A 21,799-nucleotide genomic window follows, 5' to 3' on the forward strand; every position below is an offset into this window, starting at 1 on the left:
GTTTAGTTTAGATTATTATATATTTCTGTTTCGGTTGTTAGGTATTTTTGACAATTATCGACAATGATTGAATACTTGACATCACCGACACCGGGCTTTATTTCATTTTCCTCAATTCTTGGAAATTCTCCTTCAATTTTATAAAAGGAATCTTGTCTGATGAAATAACCAGTATCCTTATATATATCACGATGATGATTAAAATAACCAACATCTAAAAGCTTGTTATTAAAGCTATTTAAAGCACTATAATCTGTTCTTAACAATTCTGAAATTGAATCAACTATCTGATTTAAAGATTCACCATCCTGATGCCGGACATCAAGCGAGATATGATATAAATAAAGATTTTGAATATTACTTAAATCAAGTTGTCTTTCGCTGCTTATATGAATTTTCTGGTGATTATTCCCATGTGTAGTTTTAACTTCCAGCGCTGTAATTCCAATTTGAAAGTCTCTGATTTCCTTTGCAGGTCCGGTCCATGAATTTAATACTTTATAAAAGTCGGGATTTGCAATTAAAAAATTTCTTAGGAAGTATAATTCACCATATAATCCTCTTTGTTCCTGAGGCGTAAGCCCAACCGAATTTAATTTATCAAATAGCGATTTCCATTTCTCAAATCTATTTAATATTGCTTTTAAAAGCTGAATTTGGTTGGTAAATGAAGAAATACTCAAAATCAAATCCTCGCATAGAACCGAAAAAATATCCCTGTGTTCAGAATTCACCAATTTAAAAATCAGATAATTCTTTTCAATATTGGCTTCATCGGGTATAATTTCAACATGAATATCCCTCAAATTTGAAAATGACGACAGATTTATATGAATTGAATTGTTTAAAGAGGCGGCAACACATCGAAAATTTTCCGGTGATTTTAACGCCACAAAAACATCCGGCAGCACATTTCCAGAATATCTTCTAATGAGCAATCCATGTGTAAATGACCTGTCATTCTCAAGATCATTCCAAATTTGTTCAATCTTCGTCATCGTCTTCTTCTTCAGATTCATAAACATCTTCTAAATCAAAGTTTTGTAGCAACTGCCGATTAACAGCATACGTTACAGCATCATCATTGTCAGTTCCGGGGAAACTGATTGCATAGCCAACTATAGGTTTGGATAAATCCGCTATTTCTGCACCTTCAGGATTTAAAAAATACAGTAAGAGTAGTACCTTGTCCGGTTTTCTTATTTGATTCCTAACCCAATCACCGTTTAGCGTTAATGGCTCACCAGTAGTAACACCTTTCTTTTCTCTCCAGATTCTGATGGAAGCTTGACTGGCTATTTCTTTTTCATTTTCTGTCAAATCGATAAATTCATCATCGGGACTTATTATGTGTGACTTTTTAATGTAATAAAGGTTGTCAGTTGATTCCTGAGCCTGAGTTCTTTTGATCAGATTAATATTAACCTGTTCATTAACCATAAAACTGATGCCTTGTTGTTTCGTAATTAATCCTATATTCCACGATTTTAGTTCACTATTACGATATTTAAAATCTATAAACTTCAATAAATTTTGCGGGGCAGCCGATTTTAAATTGTCATATAATTCAAATCCGGAAAGAAATTGTTTTACGGAGTCAATATTGATATTTCGCCATAAGTAATAATTTGAATCACGTTCAAAATTATTACCCATAGAGTTTATAAAGGCGACTGTATTTTTTAGATTCTTTTCAATGATTTCCGGCTTTTTACTTAACTCATAACTTTCAATCAATCTCCCTGACCAAGAAATCCTTACTTCTTCTGCTCTCCTGATTTTATTTGATGCTGAAATTTGTAATACTCCCGGATGAGTGCGGACTCGTAATGCATATTGTTCGGGAGTACTACCCGCAACATCGGTCATATAATCAAATTCATTTCTAAGTTCTTCACTGGCAAGGGCAATATGGCAGAACCATTCATTCAGCTCCCGACTTGTAAATAATCTGCACAAATCAACATATCCAGGCCGGTACCCAAACCATCTACCCATTTGCATGAGTGTATCGTACATTCTTGATGCCCGTAAATAGTAACTAACAGAAAGACCTTCCAATGTTAATCCTCGTGATAATTTATCCCCTCCGATTGCGATTACAGATAATCCATTCTTATTATCAAAGTAATTCAAGGCATCTGCTGAACCACCATTAATTTCTCTAACCTGAATTTTTGAGGCTGCACTGTTAAGGTGAGGAATTACTTCTTCCCAATTGTGAACTTGAATGTGTGGGTCAATCTCTTCCAGTTGAGAATCAAGTATCAATTGGGAAGTTGTAGGATATGATTTGTATGTTTCAATATCTGTTTCAAATGCATGTTTTATTTCCTCAATAACTGAAGGAATGTTCATTTCAATACCTCTCCGATAAAAATCGAAAATATTTTGGACAATATCTCTTATTTGTCGTTGCCAGTTAACAAACCTGCTAACATGAATAAGCATTGAATTGTGCACATTTTCCTGCCCCCTTAATCTTCTAATTGCACATGTAATAATAAAGCATTTTATTGCCGTCGATAAAGAATCCGGGGCATCGTGAGGTAATAGATCCGAGCTGCGGTGACCATTTGGAACAAAATTTTGAAAATCATCGATTCTTCTTACTATTGGCAAAACCGTATCAGATAATTCATCTTCTTCAACAAGTTGAAAACCAAAAACTTTATCTGGTCCGACATAATTAGAAGGAGCAGGTAAATTAATTATAAAATCTCTAGGGAAAAGTTCATCCTCCTGTATTGGAATAAAGAGATTTGCAAAAGGAGTTGCTGTATATCCTACATAACCGCTTTTATCAAATAGCCGGATTATTTCCCTTATTAATCCATTTATTCTGGTTGTACCATCATTTTCAGGTCTTGTATTTATTGACGCATTGTCTGCTTCATCATCAATTAAAAGCAATGACTTGTTTCTTATAACTCTTCTACCATCCACTTCGATTGTTTGTGCAGTAAGCCATTGTAACAAACGGTCGAGTATTCTTCCATTCTTTTTAACAACTGCAATTATTGGTTCATTTGTATTAAAATTCAATCCCAGTGAATTAAATGCTCCCTGACTAAAATCTCCTTTGTCCAAACATGACGTAATCGAATGAGCAACTTCCTTCTTACTGATTCTTCCTACTCCAATCCAAATATCCTCTTTATCAATTTTATTAAAGACCTGAGCAAATTTTGTATTAAAACCCAAAAATCCTTCATCAAGTCTTAATTGGGTTTGGCTTCTTAAATTATTATGTATCCCGGCTAAAACGATAATCAGTTTATATCCCGCATCGGTTGCCTTGCATATAAGTCCAGTGTAGTTGGATGTTTTTCCGGATTGAACATGACCAACTACCATTCCTTTTTTATCAATTACAGCATTAATAGTTGGATCAAATAAACCATCTAATGTCCTGTCGGTTAATCGGTCTAACTGATTTACCACAGTTTCAGCATAATTTTTTTCCACTGACAAATAATCCCTGTACCTGTTCCAAAAATCCCAACTTATTGAACTTTTTTTATTATTAATCCACGGAATTCGAAGTTCTGAATTTTCCAATACCCGGAAATCATCAATTCTAATATTGTAAATTGATTGAATTTCTCTTAAAAGTTTTTCTTTTTCGATATTTGAATATTGAGGAATTGAAAGTGCAATATTTATTGCAATATCTATTTGTTCAGGTGTTACACTGCCAGTATTGGGAAGCAATGTTCTTATAGTTCTGATAGCATGCCGTATCATAACAGTTTAGTTTAGAAGGTCAATTAAATGTGGAAAACTGTTGAATGGTTCAATATTTTTAATAATTGATTTAGCTTGTGAATCTGTTTTACCATTTTGAATAATTGAAAAATACATTTGTTTCATTAGATTCAAAACAGGTTCTGTATCAATTCCTTCAAAAGGTTTGGCCTGTGAATCTGCTTCCTCAGCCTCTTTGATATAAATTGACTTGGCAGGAATTGTTTCTTCAATAAATTTCAATAAAGTTTCAATTGCTTTATCAGGATCTGTTATCGCCTGTTTTTTTATATTTCCAAGGATTGGATGTTCTCTGTTAATAACATGTAACCACTTATCACCACGTTTATTTTCTTTCCAGAATGGAACAAAACTTTGTCCAGGCAAAAGACGGACAGTTTTTCCGCGATGGCGATATACTTCAACTGACTGAGAACGAACGTTTACAGCATAAGCTTTTATTTGATCTCTAAGAATTACAGGAGGTCGTGCAACTGACTTTTTTATATCAATTTGCCAGTCAGAGTCAAGACTATTAGGAAGATCAATACTTATCCGGGTGAGTTTGTAATGTTCTTCTTTTTTGAACAAACCCAACCAATCCCCGGAAACAAGCAACCTGTCATTCCGATAAATATAGAAACCTTGGTGTCCGTTCCAACCTTTAACTCCTTCAGCAATTTTGAATTTTTCAGCAGATAATTTGGATTTATGCGGAAGTATATATCCTTTTAAAACCACTTTCCCTGCATTTAAAGGTTCCGCAGGAAAAGACTGTGTAGCTTGTTCTTCCAGCATAAAAGGATTCCATGCTTCCAATATTCGCCCCTGAAAACAAATCTTTATTTTCCCTTTTTCAATAATACGATGAAATACGATTGACAAATGCTTTTTTACAAATTCCATTGTTTGCAGAAATTTATCCAAAGCTTTTCTATCATTTTCATCTGCATCTTTGACCAGTCTGTCAATATCATTCCAGATAACAATTGTTCCTGAATTCAATGTTTTCAAATTATTCTCAAATTCGTTGTCAGGCAGGTATTTTATCAATTCCCATTTGCTGGTTTGATTTACGAAATCTAAGTCCCAAGTCCAGTAAGAAATTTCAGATTCTTTGCTTTTACTTACAACTGAAAGTTTTCTACACTGCGAAAATGATGCTGTCTTAAGGCCTAATCCATATCTTCCCAAGTCATTGGCATTTCTTTCATCCAAAGGATTTTTACTACCAGGGCGCATAGCATTTATTAATTCCTCATTGTCCATCCCCCAACCATCATCCTTGATCGAAATCCACGTCTTGGAACCTTTCCATTCAAAATCTACCCATACATTTTTTGCATCAGCAGAAATTGAATTATCGATAACATCAGCAACAGAAGTTTCAATGCTGTACCCAATTGCCCGAAATGTTTCAATCATTGAGGAAGCATCAGGGATAGCAGATGCGGTTTGGAATTTGGAATAATTCATAAGTGGGCTTAAATTATTTTCCTAATAGCTTTTGCTATCTGCTCTGCTAAGAGTGGTGGTACAGCGTTCCCAATTTGCTTAAACGCTGAGGTTCTGCTTTGTCTGCTCCCTTCTCCTTCGAAGAAGAAATCATCAGGAAAACTTTGTAATCGTGCGGCTTCTCTAGGCGTCAGGGATCGGTTTTGTTTAAGGTCGGGGTGTATGTAATAATGTCCGTCTTTTGCTATATGTGCAACAATAGTTTGTGAGTATGGCTTATTTGCTGCAACAACTTTAAAACGGTCAACAAACGAAGCAGTGTTTTTGTGTGTTTTCAAATGATCAAATAAATCATTATAGTTTAAGCGTTCGCCTTTTTCCCATCTTTGAATAGCGATCCTGTAAATCTCTTTATCCTGATCGTTATGAGGGCGTGCTATATGTTGCGTTGTAAAGTCCAGGCCATTGCGTATGTGTGCTTGATAAAGGTAGTCACCCTCATAAATTTTATATTTCGATGCGTAATAATTACCCTCTCCCGCTTGGAGTGGGTTCAAGTCGTTCAGCACTTCGGAGACAGTAACATTTGGATTCCATTTTTCAAACTCAGGATAAAAGCCTTTCTCTTCCCCTCTTTTCCCAATCAGAATAACCCGACGACGATTCTGGAGGACACCAAAGTCTGTTGCTTCCTGTACTTTATATTCGGTTTCGTACCCAACATCTTTGAAAAGTTCTCGCATCTTGTCGAGATACCATTCACCATCTTTTTTTGCAGATAGTAAACCGATAACATTTTCAAAAACAAAGTACCTTGGTTGATAATATTCCAGATATTTGGCATACTGGCGAAATAAATAATTACGAGGGTCACCTTTCATCCGGTTTTTGTCTCTGGAACGCCCTACAAGCGAGTAAGCCTGGCAAGGCGGACCGCCAATAATTAAGTCAATAGTTTTGTCACCCTTTAATTCGTCGATCTGTTGAAATATTTGCTCGTTAGTTTCGTCACTAACAGGAAGGTTTATTACCGATTTCCGTTTTTCCTCAGGCAACAACTCATACAGTTCATCTCTTGTTATTCCCTCACCTTTAATGTAAGAAATGTACTTTTCAAAGTCAGCCGTATTTTTTACATGATGATATACTGTTCTGGTCAATAGCGTATTGCAAGCTGCTTTATCCATTTCGACATGTGCTATTGGATTAAAGCCCGCCCGTATAAACCCTTCGGAAAGACCACCGGCACCAGCAAAAAGATCAATAAAATTCATGCGTTTTTTATGTTATCAGTAACCTTTGAAGAACTCTTCGAAAGTTGTCTCCAAGGCGCGAATAATTCTGTCAATAAGTACGATCGATACATTTCTTTTCCCATTCTCCACACTGGTCATATAAGTTCGATCGATATCTGCTTTCAATGCCAACTGTTCCTGAGACAACTTTTTTTGAAGCCTCAGCTCCTTGATTCGCAAACCAATTTTTTGTTTCGCATTCATACCATTAAATGTATTTTTATGTTGACTATCGCACAACGGACTATAAGTCACATTGAGTGTTCGTCACCAAACACACAACAGACTATGAATCACATTGATTATCCGAAGTATATTAGTACCTTTTATTCAAGGCAAGGGCGTAAACGGAGACTATTAAATGAAGAGTATCTGCCAAAAATTCAAGATTTTCACGGAGATGTTAATTGAGAATCAACTGCCATTTTTGATTTCGTAAGTCAGATTAGCAAGGGTAGTTTCTCTTTTTTCGGGTTTCAATTCGCATTGCCAGACGGTAATCACTTTCCAACCATGAATGTTCAGGGCAATTTCGGCTTCTTTATCACGCCGTTGGGTTCCTTTAATTTTTTGCAGCCACCATTCGGTGCGGGTTTTGGGAAGAACAAAATAACGACAGCCTTTGTGCCCATGCCAGAAGCAACCGTTAATAAAAATGACGGTTTTGTATTTCGGAAGGACGATATCGGGTTTCCCGGGCAGCGATTTTATATTCAGCCGGTAACGAAAGCCGTTGGCAAAAAGGAATTTCCGTACCAGCAGTTCGGGCTGGGTGTCCCTCCCCCGGATACGGCTCATATTGTAGCTTCGGGTTTGTTTATCGTGTACATCGGCCATCATTCAAAATTAGAAATTTTATACGGCCAAAAAAGAAATCATCCAGGCAAACTAAAACCATGATAACCAACGGGCACTTGCAACTGACCTTTAAACCCTCCGGGATTTTTTATGGAAGAACAGGTTTTGAAAAGGGGGGCAGGCCATCAATACTTGTCCCGATAAAAATCAGGAATGCCCGGCCGGAGGATAATAACATAAACCAATAAAGAGCCTGCTCCGAAGAGTTACCAAATATAAATTCAATACGAAGACGCGAAGGTTTTTGATAATTTTTTTTTTTGTTGTTTATCAGCTATTTGAAATAAATACGTTCTTCGTGACTTTGTGTCTTTGTGTTGAAAACCACTTTTCGGAGGTGGCTGTTTTTCTGAGTCCACGAAAGGTATGCAGGGATATTAATGAGCTTTTGCCGGACAGTAATGATAAAATACAAAGTGCAGGCATTCTTTGAATTGAATACCTGCACTGCTTAGATCGGGATCAGAAGTTCGCCTTACGCTTCTTTACTTCATCTATTAACTTTGAAAAGGATTTACCTCTTTTACGTTTTTCATGTTCCGAAGTCGAAAAGTGCCATGCTTCCCGTTGAAGTTTCAGATAACTCTCATAAACTTTGTGGTCTAACAGGCCGCTGTTTACCGCTTCTAAAACAACACAACCGGGTTCGCTGATATGGGTGCAATCTTTAAAACGACACGATTTTGCGAAGTCGGAAATATCCAGTACTTCTGCAAGTAAATCCGGATTGTCGATAGCCAGGCCAAATTCGCGAACGCCCGGGGTGTCGATTAAAACACCTGAACGGTCCATCACAACCATTTCCCGGCGGGTCGAAGTGTGCCGTCCTTTTCCTGTGGACTGGCTTATATCGGACGTGAACAATACCGATTTTTCGCAAAGCGCATTTACCAGAGAACTTTTCCCGACACCCGAAGAACCGACAAACACAACTGTTTCGCCTTCCGATATCGACTCCCGCAACAGGAGAATAGTTTCGGGCTGACGGACACTTGTGATCAATACAGGCATTTGACGGGTAACATGTTTGATTGCTTCATCCACTCTCTGTTTATCAAAACCTAAATCGGCTTTATTGAGTACCAATACCGGTTTGATATTTGCTTCCAAAATCTGAACCATGAAACGCTCGGCCCTGCGAACATTGAAATTATCGTCAAGGCTTTGCACAATAAATGCCTTATCGACATACGAAGCGATGGCTTGTTTATCGGCAACTGTTCCGCTTTTCCTGCGATACAAGGTCCGTTCACGGGGTAGCATATCAACGATAATCCCTTTATTTTCGTCGAATGCCTGAAAAATGACCCAGTCACCAGTACAGGGTAATTCAAAATCCGCTTTCCCATACATCATATTTCCCGTTAGTTCACACTGAAACAGTCCGTTTTCGGAAACGATTTCGTAACATGTCCGGTGTACAATGGATACACGACCATGAGCAAGGGCACGATGCGTTGATTCTTGTTTTAGCTGGTTTAACCGATCATTCCAACCATAAGTATTTAAGTTAATCATTACGCTGTCTTTTTTGCGATGTAAAACACGTAGCCATAGAATTCATTATACTTGCGATACATCTCCGCTTCATAACGTTGAAAAGCGATGAATTCTTCGGCGGCTTTATTCCCGGCATACTTATTAAGAAATATCTCCCGGGCTGTATCCAGTGGGGCATAATAATGCTCTGTCCAGCAAGTTGAAGGCAGAATAAACGTGGCAACGGGAATATAGCCCGCTTTCTGTACCTGGCTTACTTTCCTGGGAATCGTATCCATCTCCGGATAAAGTTCCATCCAGTAACGATCAATTTCCGCAGGACGCTTTTCGGTAAACCACGAGCTTTCAGAAATAGCAACATATCCTCCTGTTTTCAGATATTTACGCCACTCTTTCAACCCTCGTTCAAAGCCGATGTGATAAATAGCTCCTTCCGACCAAATCAGGTCTAATTCTTCATTCTGAAAAGGAAGATTGTCCATTGAACCGACAATCCCTTTCACTTTATCCTGAAGATCCAGTTTCCCGGCATTCGTGTTTAACCGGTCGATAAATCCCGGAAAAAGGTCGAGACCTGTAAGATGCCCCGGTGCATGCTGTGCCAATACCATGGTCTGACCGCCTGTTCCACAACCGATATCGGCTATAAGGGATTTGTCGGTAAGGTTATCGATAAAGCTCAATGCTTTAAGGGTCACTTCGGGACTACCGGGGCCCTGCCGTTCTGTATTTAAAAAAAAGTTGCAAATAAAATTAAAATCGAATTCGTGAATGTTTGTGATATTCTCGTTACTCATTGTTTTAATGCATTTTGCATACACGAAAAGCAGGACAATGCTGTCATCGTTGTACGCAGATTAAAATTGAAATTATAATAACATAGAAACTGTTCCCGAGAAGAGTTATCCGGGAACAAATGAAAGGACAATCTGTATCAGAAGCACAGATTGTTTATTACACCAAATCCGATTCAAATAAAGTCTTTAACATGATGCAAAGGTATGTAATGTTTTATTTTATTGAAAACATGTTGCTAATTATTTGTTGTTCAACAGACAAATTTCAAATCTTCTCCTGCCAGGGAGGAGTACCCGTGTAGCGGGGGAGGTGGTTTGTTTGTTCGTTTGATTGAAGCGGTAACGAGGGCCGTCGGCAGTTGTTTGTAACGACCTCCACAACAGGCGTCTTCATTGTGTCATCCCGAATTCATTTCGGGATCTTTAGCGCTAACTACGAAATCAACAAATGGCAATAAATGCTGAAACACATTACCATTGACTTTTTTTGTTTACTTTTTTGTGTCAAGACAAAAAAGTAAATCCCGTCCGGAAGGACACAATCCTCTGCTGGCCTGCTTTTGTATGGAGAACCAGGTTTTGAAAAGGGGTAGGCAGGCTGGTTCGCTCCGGGTGTGCCGGTTTTTAACCGGCAATGACGAATGCGCGGTTAAAAACCACGCCACCCGGCTGGTTCGCTTGTTAGTAGCGTCACGTCAAGTTTAAAATGACGGTCCGAATCAGAACAAGGGATTTACCCTGTCGTTCGGCTGCGGCCTACGGGGATTTTGAACCCGGAAAACAAGGGAAGGGAATCCGGGCTGGGACTGGTAAGCGGCCCTGTTTGAGGAGGAACGACGAGTTGGGGCCGTGTGGCATTCGCAACCCGTCGTTTTCATTCAAAATCACCGTCAGCCTTGACTTTTTTTGTTTACTTTTTTGTGTCAAGACAAAAAAGTAAATCCCGTCCGGAAGGACACAATCCTCTGCTGGCCTGCTTTTGTATGGAGAACCAGGTTTTGAAAAGGGGTAGGCAGGCTGGTTCGCTCCGGGTGTGCCGGTTTTTAACCGGCAATGACGAATGCGCGGTTAAAAACCACGCCACCCGGCTGGTTCGCTTGTTAGTAGCGTCACGTCAAGTTTAAAATGACGGTCCGAATCAGAACAAGGGATTTACCCTGTCGTTCGGCTGCGGCCTACGGGGATTTTGAACCCGGAAAACAAGGGAAGGGAATTCGGGCTGGGACTGGTAAGCGGCCCTGTTTGAGGAGGAACGACGAGTTGGGGCCGCGTGGCATTCACAACCCGTCGTTTTCCTTCAAAATTACCGTCAGCCTTGACTTTTTTTGTTTACTTTTTTGTGTCAAGACAAAAAAGTAAATCCCGTCCGGAAGGACATAATCCCTGCTGGCCTGCTTTTGTATGGAGAACCAGGTTTTGAAAAGGGGTAGGCAGGCTGGTTCGCCCCGGGTGTGCCGGTTTTTAACCGGCAATGACCGAATCTGCTTAAACCCGGCTACAAGGTAATTTCGAATTTGGCGCGAAAGCCGAATGATGGGGCCCCCACCACCGAAGCGGGATGCACGCGCCAGATCGCTTGAATCTGAAACATGCTGAGAATGTTTTCAATACCGGCTCCCAATTCCAGATACGGATTTTGCATGGGTGTGAGCGTCGCCGGAAAATCAACAGCCTCCCGGTGTTTTTCATTCACCGAACCTACCATACATTTGGCCGAAAGCACCTCGCGCAGACGTGTTTGTTCCAAGCCCGGAATACGGCGGAAGAAAAATCCGTTCAAATGGTACTCCAGGTACGTCCGGATGTACTGGTCGTGCACAAATTCGAGGTAATTCAGCAGGTTGAAGTCGAAGGTATACAAACCATAGGTTTCGTTGCCCCGGGGGATACTCAACAGGGTGTATGGAAGTTTTCCAAAATATTTTTCGGCTTCAATGGCATAATCAAAGCGGGTTTGTCCGAAATAGGGATGCTGCTCCCAGGTGGCGATCACCCGCCCGTACCAATTGGACTTGCCGGCATAAAACGCCTGGCCCCCGGCCAGGGTAACATGAACGACCGGCTGCTCCGATTCCATGTAATACCGGTAAAACCGGTTGTCGACCACCTTTTGCTGCTTCGAAAAGCGTGTATCTAAACCCACTTCGAAAGCCGACACCGACTTTAGCGGAAGCTGGTCGCGGGTAAACGGGAAAAACTCGGGCGAATCGTGCGAGGTATAATTGGCGGTGAGCTTATTGATCAGGCCGGGAAACCATTCGTGTTCGTAAGCGGCCACGGCTTTCTGTTCCCTGAAAATCTCCAGCAGTTCCTTGTGTTTGAGCATTTGCGACACCAGGTTGTTTTCAGTGGCGGTCGAAGCATTTTCGTACAAATACAACAGCTTGTCGCTTTCGCCGTACCGGATCATCTTATCGTCATACGAAATCTTGAGCATGCGCCTGTTGACGGCCGGAAATTTGTATCCCACCCCCGCCATACCGCTGAGCTGTTCATTTCTGAAACCATAGCCCAGCCCGCCCCAAAACATCCAGTGTTCGCTGATTTCCGTACTGGTGCGGGCCCCCATAAACACATGAACCCCTTCCACCTCGTTGGTGTTAAAAAAACTGGTGTAAGGTCCCAGTTCCACCTTACCAATATCGTAGTAACCGGTCATCGACATCCGGGCCAGGTTGTTGATAAAACTTACGGCCCGGATCTGTGAAATGGAGTCGATCACGCCCGAAATCATCTGCTCTTTACCGGTTAACGGTTCCAGCCGGTGCAGGTCCCAATAATCATCTTTTTTGAAGGTGGCATCCGGCAGCTTAATGGTTTCGAACCGGGCACCAGGGGTACTCAGCCTGATGGGTTGGGCCGGGTCAATGGTCACCTGGTCGATGGTAGCCGCCTGGGTATAAAACAAACTGAGGCGTTGGGGCTGTTTGTTGTTCCGGTTGTTAAACGGAATATAATCAAACAAGGCATCAATCTGGTTGCGTTTGTAAAAGGGGGTCGAATCATTCACAAAGAAATAATTGCTTTTCAGCCTCAGGCTTTTCAGAAAGTTCAGGTTGCTGGTGTTCGACAGCTTTGCATCGATCTCAAGCACCGAATAATGGCGGTCTTCGACCAGGAAATAACCTTTGAAGGTATTCTCATATTTCCGCCGGGGCTGATAGTTTACGCGGTAAACCTTGTAACCGTCGGCCACCGAGCTGTCGGCCAGAAAGTAATTGTAAAAGAACCAGCCGTTGTCGGCAATGGGACTGATAAAGTTTTGGGTGAACAGGTTAATGCTGTTATCGTAAAAGTTGACTTCCATATCCAGCGCGCTGGTGTAACCCGAAATCTCCAGCTCATCCAAGATGCCCACGCCGGAGGTTCTGTCGGCCAACACCGTCGACTTTTGTAGCGAAGGTTCTTTCTGAACTTCGTTAAATACCAGTTGTTCTGAAAAATAAAGCGGCAGGTATTTCGAACTGTCACCTTCTTCTGTTTTAAACAACGACTGGTTATTGCTGAACGGTTTCGATTGGATGATCTTGTCGCTTACCTGGTTCAGCTGGTATTCCCATTTCGTGTATTTTTGGTACGAATAGCGGTTGTACTGATCAGGATTATTCTGCTTTTTTCGTTCAACCACCTGTTTCAGAAGCCTTCGGATGGGTCCTTCATCGGGCGCTACCCGGACTTCCGAAATATCCATGGTTTGTGGTTTCATACGCACCGAAAGCATGCCGGCTCCTGATTTCGACAGTAAACGCTCTTCGGGGTAATAGCCAACTGCCGAGAACTGAATACTATCGGCCCCGGGAAATATTTTTAGTTTAAAATATCCCAGCGTGTCGGTGATTGTTCCAGCCATGGTGCCTTTAAACGCAATATTGACATAAGGGATGGGGTGCCCGGTCTGATAATCGGCAACGGTGCCCGCCAAAAATCGGCTTTGTGCCAAACTATTTCCTGTTAACAATAAAAGCAGGAAAAGCAAATAAATATTCAGGTTGAATGAATAGCTATCCGACAAGCTGTTTTTACGCATATTCAGTTTTCTGTTTCTGTAAAAAGATCCCGTGTTCAAATTCACCGCTGGCTTTCTGGGCGCTTTTCGTTATGAATGTGTAAAATTGAAGAAAAAAACAGTCGGATGACTTCAAGGCTTCGTTTTTTAATCTAAAAAATAACATTGAGCCTGCTCCCGGTTGGCTCAAAAGGAAAAAGACTTTTGCTCCCAACACTGATCTGTAACCGGTTAGACAGAACTTTACCAAAAGAAAGTTATTGACTTTATGTTGATTTATTCTTAAATTGCACCTGCTCCGATACCGGCCGCAGTGGTCTGCCCAAACCAAAACCCGTCAATAACCTTTCCATTTTACGCGGATAACCCTTAACATCTGACAAAATATGGAATCACAGTTTATCGATTTGCACATTCATCCGGCCATCAAGGCCCTGGGAAAAAGTTTCAACCGGAAGCCGGGAATCAACAACCCGAACAAAAACCGGCAGGACAGCCTGTGGTATGCCGATTCTCCCTCGGTTACCGACAAACTGGCCAACATTACGGCCACGCTCACCAAGTTCCGCCAATCCGATTTTACCACCCTAGCCAAAGGAGGGGCACAGGTGGTCTTTGTGTCGCTGTGCGGCCTCGAAAAGGGCTTTGTAATGACCAAAATCGGCACCAAACTGCCGGGCGACCTGGTCAACAACCTGGTCATCGGCATGGGAAAAAAACGCATCGACTATGTCCAGAAAATGGATAATTACTTTACCGACCTGGAGATGGAATACAACTTCTACAAGCAACTCGACGGCCACAAAATCCGGATCGACGGCCGCTGGTACCAATACAAGCTGGTCTCGGCCTTTCACGAAATGGAAGAAAACCACGAGGCCGGGGTTACCAACATTTATGTGATCCTGACCATCGAGGGGGCGCATGTGTTCAACTGCGGCCTCGGGATGATGGGGAAAAAGGCCGATCCGGATGAAGTGCTGGCCCATGTCGACAAAGTAAAGCAGTGGGATAAACGACTGTTTTTCATCGGCATGACCCATCATTTCAACAACGAACTGGTCGGCCATGCACAAAGCCTTCACGGAATGGTTCGTAAAATATGCGATCAGTCTGAAGGCTTAAACGAGGGCTTTCACGACCTGGGATGGAAGGTCGTCCGCAAGTTGCTCGACAACACCGACGGAAAAAGAGTGCTGATCGACCTGAAACACATGAGCGTAAAAGCCCGCAACGAGTATTACCGCTTCCTCGAAGAGGAATTCCCCGACGAGATCATCCCCTTGCTGGTGAGCCACGGCGCCGTGAACGGCATGCGCTCGCACAAGGAAAAGGTGGAAGACGATTTGTTTAATTACGGCAAATTTCAGGGTACCGACATCAATTTCTTTGATGATGAACTACTTCGGGTGGCCCGTTCGGGCGGCTTATTTGGCATCCAGTTCGACGAACGCCGGGTGGCCAGTGAACTCGAACTAAAGAAAAGCGGGCCGTTTTTGGAGCGGCGGAAAATGCTGTTTCATAAGTCGAAACTCATTTGGAACCAAATTGAACACGTCGCCGAGGTACTCAACCGCAACAAGCTGTTTGCCTGGGGAATCCAATGCATTGGCTCCGACTTCGACGGGATGATTAACCCGCTGAACGGGTTCTGGACAGCCGAAGATATGCCACTGTTTGACAGCTACCTCGAAAAACACGCGTATAATTTCCTGGTTTCGGAGCAGGCAAATAAGTTGCATGATTTTAACCGCCTAAAGGCAAATGAAATTGTTGAACGTTTTATGAGAGGGAATGCCTACGGGTTTTTGAAGAAGAATTTTTAAGCGTGGAGCCAAAAAGTGGTTTTAAACACAAAGGCACAAAGAAAGTATTTATTGCAAATAGCTGAAAAACAATTATTAACAACCTTCGTGTCTTCGAGCCTTCGTGTTGAATTTACATTTCCAGGGCTTATTTCAACTCCCAGCTAAAGCCTTCTTTGGTGTCTTTTACCACGAAACCCAAATTGGCCAGTTCGTTCCGGATCCGGTCAGCCATCGCCCAGTCTTTATTGGCTTTGGCTTCCTGGCGTATCTGCAACAGCAGGTCAATGGCTGAACTGTAAGCTTTGTTTTCCCCCGCCGTTGCCTGTTCCTGTTTTTTCAAGCCAAACAGATCGAAAATGAAGGTGGCATACAAGGATTTCAAGTCAGACAGATCGGCTGCTGAAATATGGGCTTTCCCATCGGCAACCGAGTTAATCAGTTTCACCCCGTCGAACAACTGGGCAATAGCCACCGGACTGTTCAAATCGTCGTTCATGGCCGCGTAGCACTTTTCTTTTAGCCCGGCAACATCCACCGTCGACTGGTCTCCGGCCGCAAGCTGCTCAAGGGTTTCGGTCGCTTTCAGCAGACGTTCCAAGCCTTTTTCGGCCGCCAGCAGCGCTTCGTTCGAGAAGTCGAGCGTGCTGCGGTAATGGGCAGTCAGCATAAAAAAACGGATGGTCATGGGGCTGTACGCTTTTTCGAGCAGGGGATGATTCCCCTCGAAAAACTCGTCGAGCGAAATGGCATTTCCGAGTGATTTTCCCATTTTTTGCCCGTTCAGGGTGATCATGTTATTGTGCATCCAGTAACGCACGGCGTCGTGCCCGTGAGCAGCTTTAGCCTGGGCTATTTCGGCTTCGTGGTGCGGGAAAGTTAAATCCATGCCGCCGCCGTGAATATCGAAGGTCTCGCCCAGGTATTTGCAACTCATGGCGGTGCACTCGAGGTGCCAGCCCGGGAAGCCGTCGCTCCAGCGCGACGGCCAGCGCATGATGTGTTCGGGAGAGGCTTTCTTCCAGATGGCAAAATCGAGCGGCGAACGCTTTTCACCTTGCCCGTCCAACTCGCGGGTATTCGCTTGCAAATCTTCGATCTTCCGGCCCGAAAGTTCGCCGTAAGGATAGTTTTTAGCGTACTTTTCCACATCAAAATAAACCGATCCGTTGCTTTCGTAAGCATATCCCGAGGCCAGAATTTTTTCCACAGCCTCAATTTGCTCAATGATGTGGCCGGTTGCACGGGGCTCAATACTTGGAGGAAGCACGTTTAGCTTCTCCATTTTCTGGTGGTAGTCGTTGGTGTAAATCTGAACAATTTCCATGGGTTCCAGCTCGTCAAGCCGGGCTTTCCTGGCAATTTTATCTTCGCCCTCGTCGGCATCGTTGGCCAGGTGCCCCACGTCGGTGATGTTGCGCACATAACGGACTTTGTAACCCAGGTGTTTCAGGTAGCGAAACAACAGGTCGAAAGTAATGGCCGGACGGGCATGGCCCAGGTGGGCTTTACCGTAAACGGTAGGTCCGCACACGTAAAGTCCGGCTTTACCCGGGTGAAGAGGTTTAAAAACTTCTTTTTTACGGCTTAATGTGTTGTAAACCTGAAGTTGATTTTCCATGAATTACAAAATTTATGCAAAGGTAGAAATTTCCAACGAAACCGGGTTTAGGTTTTTTGAGCCGGTAAATCACTTGTTCTGATTCGGACCGTCATTTTAAACTTGACGTGACGCTACTAACAAGCGAACCAGCCGGGGGGCGTGGTTTCTAACCGCGCATTCGTCATTGCCGGTTAAAAACCGGCACACCCGGAGCGAACCAGCCTGCCTACCCCTTTTCAAAACCTGGTTCTCCATACAAAAGCAAGCCAGCAGAGGCTTATGTCCTTCCGGACGGGATTTACTTTTTTTGTCTTGACACAAAAAAGTAAACAAAAAAAGTCAATGGTAATGTGTTTCAGCATTTATTGCCATTTGTTGATTTCGTAGTTAGCGCTAAAGATCCCGAAATGAATTCGGGATGACACAATGAAGACGCCTGTTGTGGAGGTCGTTACAAACAACTGCCGACGGCCCTCGTTACCGCTTCAATCAAACGAACAAACAAACCACCTGCTCCGACAAGTGGTTTTAAACATAAAGTCACAAAGAACGTATTTATTGCAAATAATTGATAAACAGAAAAATTAATTATAACCTTCGTGTCGTGTTAACTGATATTTGGCAAATTTTCGGAATCAGAAAAAGAGAAATCCGGTTCTGCTTGTCACCTGCCTGGCCGGCTCAGTGCTGTTTTCCCCTCCTTACTGAAAGAAGGGGTGGTTTTGAGTCTGTTCGATATCAACCCCCGAAATATGATTTTCCTTATTTCTTTTCCGTTGAATTAGCTATAAATTGGCACATGTTAATTCATATGGAAAAATGAAAGCTATTGTAAAAAGTAAACCCGAACGCGGCCTTTGGATGGAAGAAGTTCCGATACCAAAAATTGGCCCGAACGATGTATTGATCCGCGTGAAAAAAGCCGCCATTTGCGGTACCGACCTGCATATTTACAAGTGGGATGAATGGGCTCAAAATACCATCAAACCACCCGTTGTGATTGGTCACGAATACATGGGCGAGGTGGTTGAAACGGGCTCGGAAGTCGACCGGGTTCATGTGGGCGAACGGGTCACGGTTGAAGGACATATCTCCTGCGGGTTTTGCCGAAACTGTCGCAGAGGCCGTCAGCACATCTGCGACCATACCTTGGGAATCGGCGTTCAGCGTGACGGCGGTTTTGCCGAATACATCGCAGTACCGGCCAAAAACGTGTTAAAAGTAGATCCGCGCATTCCCGACGAAATTATGGCTATCATGGACCCGCTGGGAAATGCCACACACACGGCCCTCTCCTTCCCCCTGCTCGGCGAAGATGTGCTGATTACCGGCATTGGCGGACCTATTGGCGCCATGGCCGCTGCAGTTTGCCGTTTCGCGGGCGCCCGGAATATTGTAGGTACCGATATTTCGAAATACCGAAGGAACCTGGCCCGCCAAATGGGAGCCACCAAGGTGATCGATCCGCTGAGAGACAGTGTAAAAGATGCCATGGGACGGCTTGGCATGATCGCGGGTTTCGACATCGGACTGGAATGCAGCGGTTCGCCGGTTGCATTTAAGGATATGGTGGAAAATATGTACAACGGAGGCAAAATTTCCTTGCTGGGATTACTCCCGGGCAATACCACAATCAATTGGAGTAAACTCATTTTCAAAGGATTAACCCTTAAGGGGATCTACGGACGTGAGATGTACGAAACCTGGTACCACATGGAAATGATGCTGACCACCGGACTGGATATTACACCAGTGATCACCCACCGTATGAAAGCTGCTGATTTTCAGGAAGCTTTCGATATCATGGAACAGGGAAACTGCGGAAAAATCATCCTGGATTGGGAATAAACAAGAATCAAAATAATACCGGATAAATCACATATCCGGTAAAGCAAAAAGGATCAGACACTTAAAGTTTGATCCTTTTGCTTATATTGAATTCAATAAAATTTGTCCCGTTCAGAATGCTTAACTTACGATACTGGACCCGTGAATTTTGCTGGTAGCGGATAAAACTTGTCCCAATAAAAAATTTTGGGAAATAATAGCCGGCCGATAGCTGGAAGACGTCGCCCCGGCTTAGTTTAGTCTGGTAGTTGGTATCCTCCCCGCTCATGTGCCACACATTTTGCTGCAAGCCCAGGCTAAAGCGGTACGAGCCGGTAATAATCCAGTTTTTGGTGGGTACCAGCGAGTAAGCATAGCCCAAATTTGCATTCAGCGTTGAAACTTCCAGATGATTCTGTTCGCGTGCGGTCTTAAAATAAGAACTTCCGATTTCGGAAGGTATAAAGGCCGAATCAGCTTCCACCTTGAGCAGGTGTATCCCTCCGCCAAACACCAGCGAGCCGGCGCTTTTAAGTTGAACATCCGTTTGTTTGAACGCCGCCTTATACGAAAACTTCCGGTTATTCAGTACATAATTCAAATTCACTCCGAAGTTTTTGGTAACCAAATCCCTGCGTTTGTAATACCGGTCTTCCCCGTGAACAAACAATTCCTGCCCGTCTTCCCGGTCGAGGTGATATCCGCGGGTTTTCAGCGCCAGAATATCGATCGTGAATTTACGGGTGTACAGGTAACTTTGTAATCCGTAGTTTGAGGTCCTGCCAAAACGGTCATCATCGCGGGAAAGAAAAGGAACTTTTGTGCCCAGCTTCAGTCCAAACCACTTGTAATCGAAGCCAAGCCCCAGATTGAAATAATCGTTCGGACGATATTTCAACCGGACCATCTCGCTCAGGTCGTGAAACTGGACAAAATTATTCTTATTGGCCGAGTATACCCTGATAATCAAATCATGATAGCCAGACTGAATATACGCGCTGTCCTGCTTTTGACCCGGAAAACGTTCCTGCTGCCGGGAAAAAGCCGGACTTACGCTTAACAGAAAAAGACAGCCAAGAGCAAACTTCTTCATAAATCCATTTCAACCCATACCGGACAATGGTCGGAATGTACGGCCCCGGGCACAATTCCGGCGTTTCTGATTTTTTCTTTTAACGGAGCAGTCACCATGTGGTAGTCGATCCGCCAGCCCTTGTTGTTTCCGCGCGATCCGGCCCGGTAGCTCCACCACGAATAGTGGTGAGGTTCCTGAACAATCTCGCGGAAACTATCGGTATAACCGTCTTCTGTGAACCGCTGAAACCATTCGCGTTCTTCGGGCAGGAAACCGGAAGTGGTTTGCTGCTTTTCCGGGTTGTGTATGTCGATCCACAAACGGCAGATGTTGTAATCGCCCGAAATGATCAGGTTTGGGCGCTCTTTTCTCAGCTCATTCAGATAAGTATGAAAATCGGCCAGAAAATCCATTTTGAAGGCCTGCCGGGTATCTCCGGTCGTTCCGGAGGGGAAATAGGCGCTAATGACCGAAAAAGCGCCAAAATCGGCGCGTATCACCCGACCCTCTTTGTCGTACTTCGGATTACCCATGCCGTATTCAACATAAACCGGCTTTTCTTTGGTTAAAAGAGCCACTCCGCTGTATCCCGCCTTTTCGGCCGAATAGCTATACATGGAATAACCAAGGGCCTCAAATTCATTCTCACTCATCTGCCCGTTTTGGGCTTTTGTTTCCTGAATACACAGAATATCCGGATCGGCTTGCTTCAGCCATGTTAAGAAATCTTTCTTTAAAGCGGCCCGGATGCCATTTACATTATAAGAAAAAATACGTTTCACAATTTTTCGTAATTTTGAATAATTAATTCCGGTTAAAATAGTTTATTTTTTTAAATCAGAAAGCAATTGAGCAAAGGTATCGTTATAAAATCAACAGGAAGTTGGTACCAGGTGAAAACTGAAACAGGAAAAATCCTTGACTGTAAAATAAAAGGTAATTTTCGCATCAAGGATATTAAAAGTACCAATCCGCTGGCGGTCGGTGATCTGGTTGAATACAGGCTAACCGATGAGGAAGAAGACCGTAAGGGTGAATTGGTTGGGTTAATTACCGAAATCGCCGACCGGAAAAACTACATTGTCCGCCGGTCGCCAAACCTTTCGAAGCAGTCTCACATTATTGCCGCCAATATCGACCAGGCGTTTATCGTGGCTACGATCAATTACCCGGTGACGACAAGCACATTTATCGACCGTTTTCTGGCATCGGCTGAAGCTTACCGCATTCCCTGCATCATCGTTTTCAATAAAATTGACCGCTATAACCACGATCAGAAACAGCAAATGGAAGACTGGATTGAGCTGTACCGCAAGATTGGCTACCGATGTCTGAAAACCTCGGTAAAAACAAAAACCGGTTTGGATGAGCTTAAAAATTTGATGGCAGGTAAAACCAATGTTTTTTCGGGGCACTCGGGCGTTGGTAAATCAAGCCTGATCAATTCGATTGAGCCCGGGTTAAACTTAAAAACAAAAGAAATATCCGATTATCATCAAACCGGAAAACACACGACGACGTTTTCGGAAATGTTTGAACTGAGTTTTGGCGGACACATTATTGACACCCCGGGGATAAAAGGTTTTGGGATGCTTGATATGGAAAAAGAAGAAATTGGTCACTATTTTCCCGAAATTTTCAAACGGCTTGAAAAATGCCAGTACTACAATTGCACCCATACACACGAACCGGCCTGCGAAGTTAAAAAAGCGGTTATGGAAGGCGAAATTGCCGAAAGCCGCTATTACTCTTACCTGGGTTTGCTGGAATCGGATGAAAAGTACCGGAATTGATCTGGTTCGCGACAATCGGGCACCTGTTTTCAGGGCCA

The 21,799-nt window shown here is 43.2% G+C and carries 15 protein-coding genes; 3 read left to right on the top strand and 12 right to left on the bottom strand.

Annotation, left to right across the window (positions count from 1 at the left end):
• Positions 1 to 2: 2 nt before the first annotated feature.
• The 9 genes from AC6H3C_RS00220 to AC6H3C_RS00260 form a co-directional block, all read right to left on the bottom strand.
• Positions 3 to 998, bottom strand: coding sequence for a PD-(D/E)XK motif protein (locus AC6H3C_RS00220; protein ID WP_497518477.1), 996 nt, complete (start codon positions 996 to 998; stop codon positions 3 to 5).
• Positions 985 to 3,747, bottom strand: coding sequence for a Z1 domain-containing protein (locus AC6H3C_RS00225; protein ID WP_497518478.1), 2,763 nt, complete (start codon positions 3,745 to 3,747; stop codon positions 985 to 987). Before AC6H3C_RS00225 ends, AC6H3C_RS00220 begins: the two co-directional genes overlap by 14 nt.
• Positions 3,748 to 3,753: 6 nt before the next feature.
• Entirely contained in the window at positions 3,754 to 5,223 is a 1,470-nt protein-coding gene (locus tag AC6H3C_RS00230) for an ATP-binding protein (RefSeq protein WP_497518480.1), read from the bottom strand.
• A gap of 8 nt (positions 5,224 to 5,231) precedes the next feature.
• Positions 5,232 to 6,476: a DNA cytosine methyltransferase gene (locus AC6H3C_RS00235; protein WP_497518481.1), complete on the bottom strand. Its 1,245-nt coding sequence runs from the start codon at positions 6,474 to 6,476 to the stop codon at positions 5,232 to 5,234.
• Between the two features lie 15 nt (positions 6,477 to 6,491).
• Complete coding sequence (locus AC6H3C_RS00240; protein ID WP_497518482.1) at positions 6,492 to 6,701, bottom strand: helix-turn-helix domain-containing protein; 210 nt, start codon at positions 6,699 to 6,701, stop codon at positions 6,492 to 6,494.
• Between the two features lie 210 nt (positions 6,702 to 6,911).
• Positions 6,912 to 7,337: a very short patch repair endonuclease gene (locus AC6H3C_RS00245; protein WP_497518483.1), complete on the bottom strand. Its 426-nt coding sequence runs from the start codon at positions 7,335 to 7,337 to the stop codon at positions 6,912 to 6,914.
• A gap of 480 nt (positions 7,338 to 7,817) precedes the next feature.
• Positions 7,818 to 8,873: a ribosome small subunit-dependent GTPase A gene (gene rsgA / locus AC6H3C_RS00250; RefSeq protein WP_497518484.1), complete on the bottom strand. Its 1,056-nt coding sequence runs from the start codon at positions 8,871 to 8,873 to the stop codon at positions 7,818 to 7,820.
• On the bottom strand, positions 8,873 to 9,652 hold the full coding sequence (locus AC6H3C_RS00255; RefSeq protein ID WP_497518485.1) for a class I SAM-dependent methyltransferase: 780 nt from the start codon (positions 9,650 to 9,652) through the stop codon (positions 8,873 to 8,875). The genes rsgA (AC6H3C_RS00250) and AC6H3C_RS00255 overlap by 1 nt, the downstream gene beginning before the upstream one ends.
• A gap of 1,495 nt (positions 9,653 to 11,147) precedes the next feature.
• Positions 11,148 to 13,679: a DUF5686 and carboxypeptidase-like regulatory domain-containing protein gene (locus AC6H3C_RS00260; RefSeq protein ID WP_497518486.1), complete on the bottom strand. Its 2,532-nt coding sequence runs from the start codon at positions 13,677 to 13,679 to the stop codon at positions 11,148 to 11,150.
• 365 nt (positions 13,680 to 14,044) lie between these two features.
• Between AC6H3C_RS00260 and AC6H3C_RS00265 the strand changes: the two genes are divergently transcribed.
• A complete protein-coding gene (locus tag AC6H3C_RS00265; RefSeq protein WP_497518488.1) occupies positions 14,045 to 15,484 on the top strand; it encodes a membrane dipeptidase in 1,440 nt (479 codons plus the stop codon).
• Positions 15,485 to 15,611: 127 nt separating this feature from the next.
• Here the strand turns inward: AC6H3C_RS00265 and cysS are convergent, their stop codons facing one another.
• The gene (gene cysS / locus AC6H3C_RS00270) at positions 15,612 to 17,084 is read right to left on the bottom strand and encodes a cysteine--tRNA ligase (protein ID WP_497518489.1); all 1,473 of its coding nucleotides are present in this window, start codon (positions 17,082 to 17,084) and stop codon (positions 15,612 to 15,614) included.
• Between the two features lie 801 nt (positions 17,085 to 17,885).
• On the opposite strand from cysS, the gene tdh reads away from it, so the two are divergent.
• Positions 17,886 to 18,914, top strand: coding sequence for an L-threonine 3-dehydrogenase (gene tdh, locus AC6H3C_RS00275; protein WP_497518490.1), 1,029 nt, complete (start codon positions 17,886 to 17,888; stop codon positions 18,912 to 18,914).
• Between the two features lie 61 nt (positions 18,915 to 18,975).
• On the opposite strand, the gene AC6H3C_RS00280 is transcribed toward tdh, so the two are convergent.
• Positions 18,976 to 19,986 carry a DUF4421 family protein gene (locus tag AC6H3C_RS00280; RefSeq protein WP_497518491.1) on the bottom strand — a complete coding sequence of 337 codons (1,011 nt, stop codon included), beginning with the start codon at positions 19,984 to 19,986 and terminating at the stop codon, positions 18,976 to 18,978.
• Positions 19,983 to 20,750 (bottom strand): exodeoxyribonuclease III, encoded by a 768-nt coding sequence (locus tag AC6H3C_RS00285; RefSeq protein WP_497518493.1) that lies wholly within the window; start codon positions 20,748 to 20,750, stop codon positions 19,983 to 19,985. Before AC6H3C_RS00285 ends, AC6H3C_RS00280 begins: the two co-directional genes overlap by 4 nt.
• 66 nt (positions 20,751 to 20,816) lie before the next feature.
• Between AC6H3C_RS00285 and rsgA (AC6H3C_RS00290) the strand changes: the two genes are divergently transcribed.
• Positions 20,817 to 21,761 carry a ribosome small subunit-dependent GTPase A gene (rsgA, locus tag AC6H3C_RS00290; RefSeq protein WP_497518494.1) on the top strand — a complete coding sequence of 315 codons (945 nt, stop codon included), beginning with the start codon at positions 20,817 to 20,819 and terminating at the stop codon, positions 21,759 to 21,761.
• The last annotated feature ends 38 nt before the right edge of the window (positions 21,762 to 21,799 follow it).

The sequence above is a fragment of the Gaoshiqia sp. US2 genome (genome assembly GCF_059705485.1).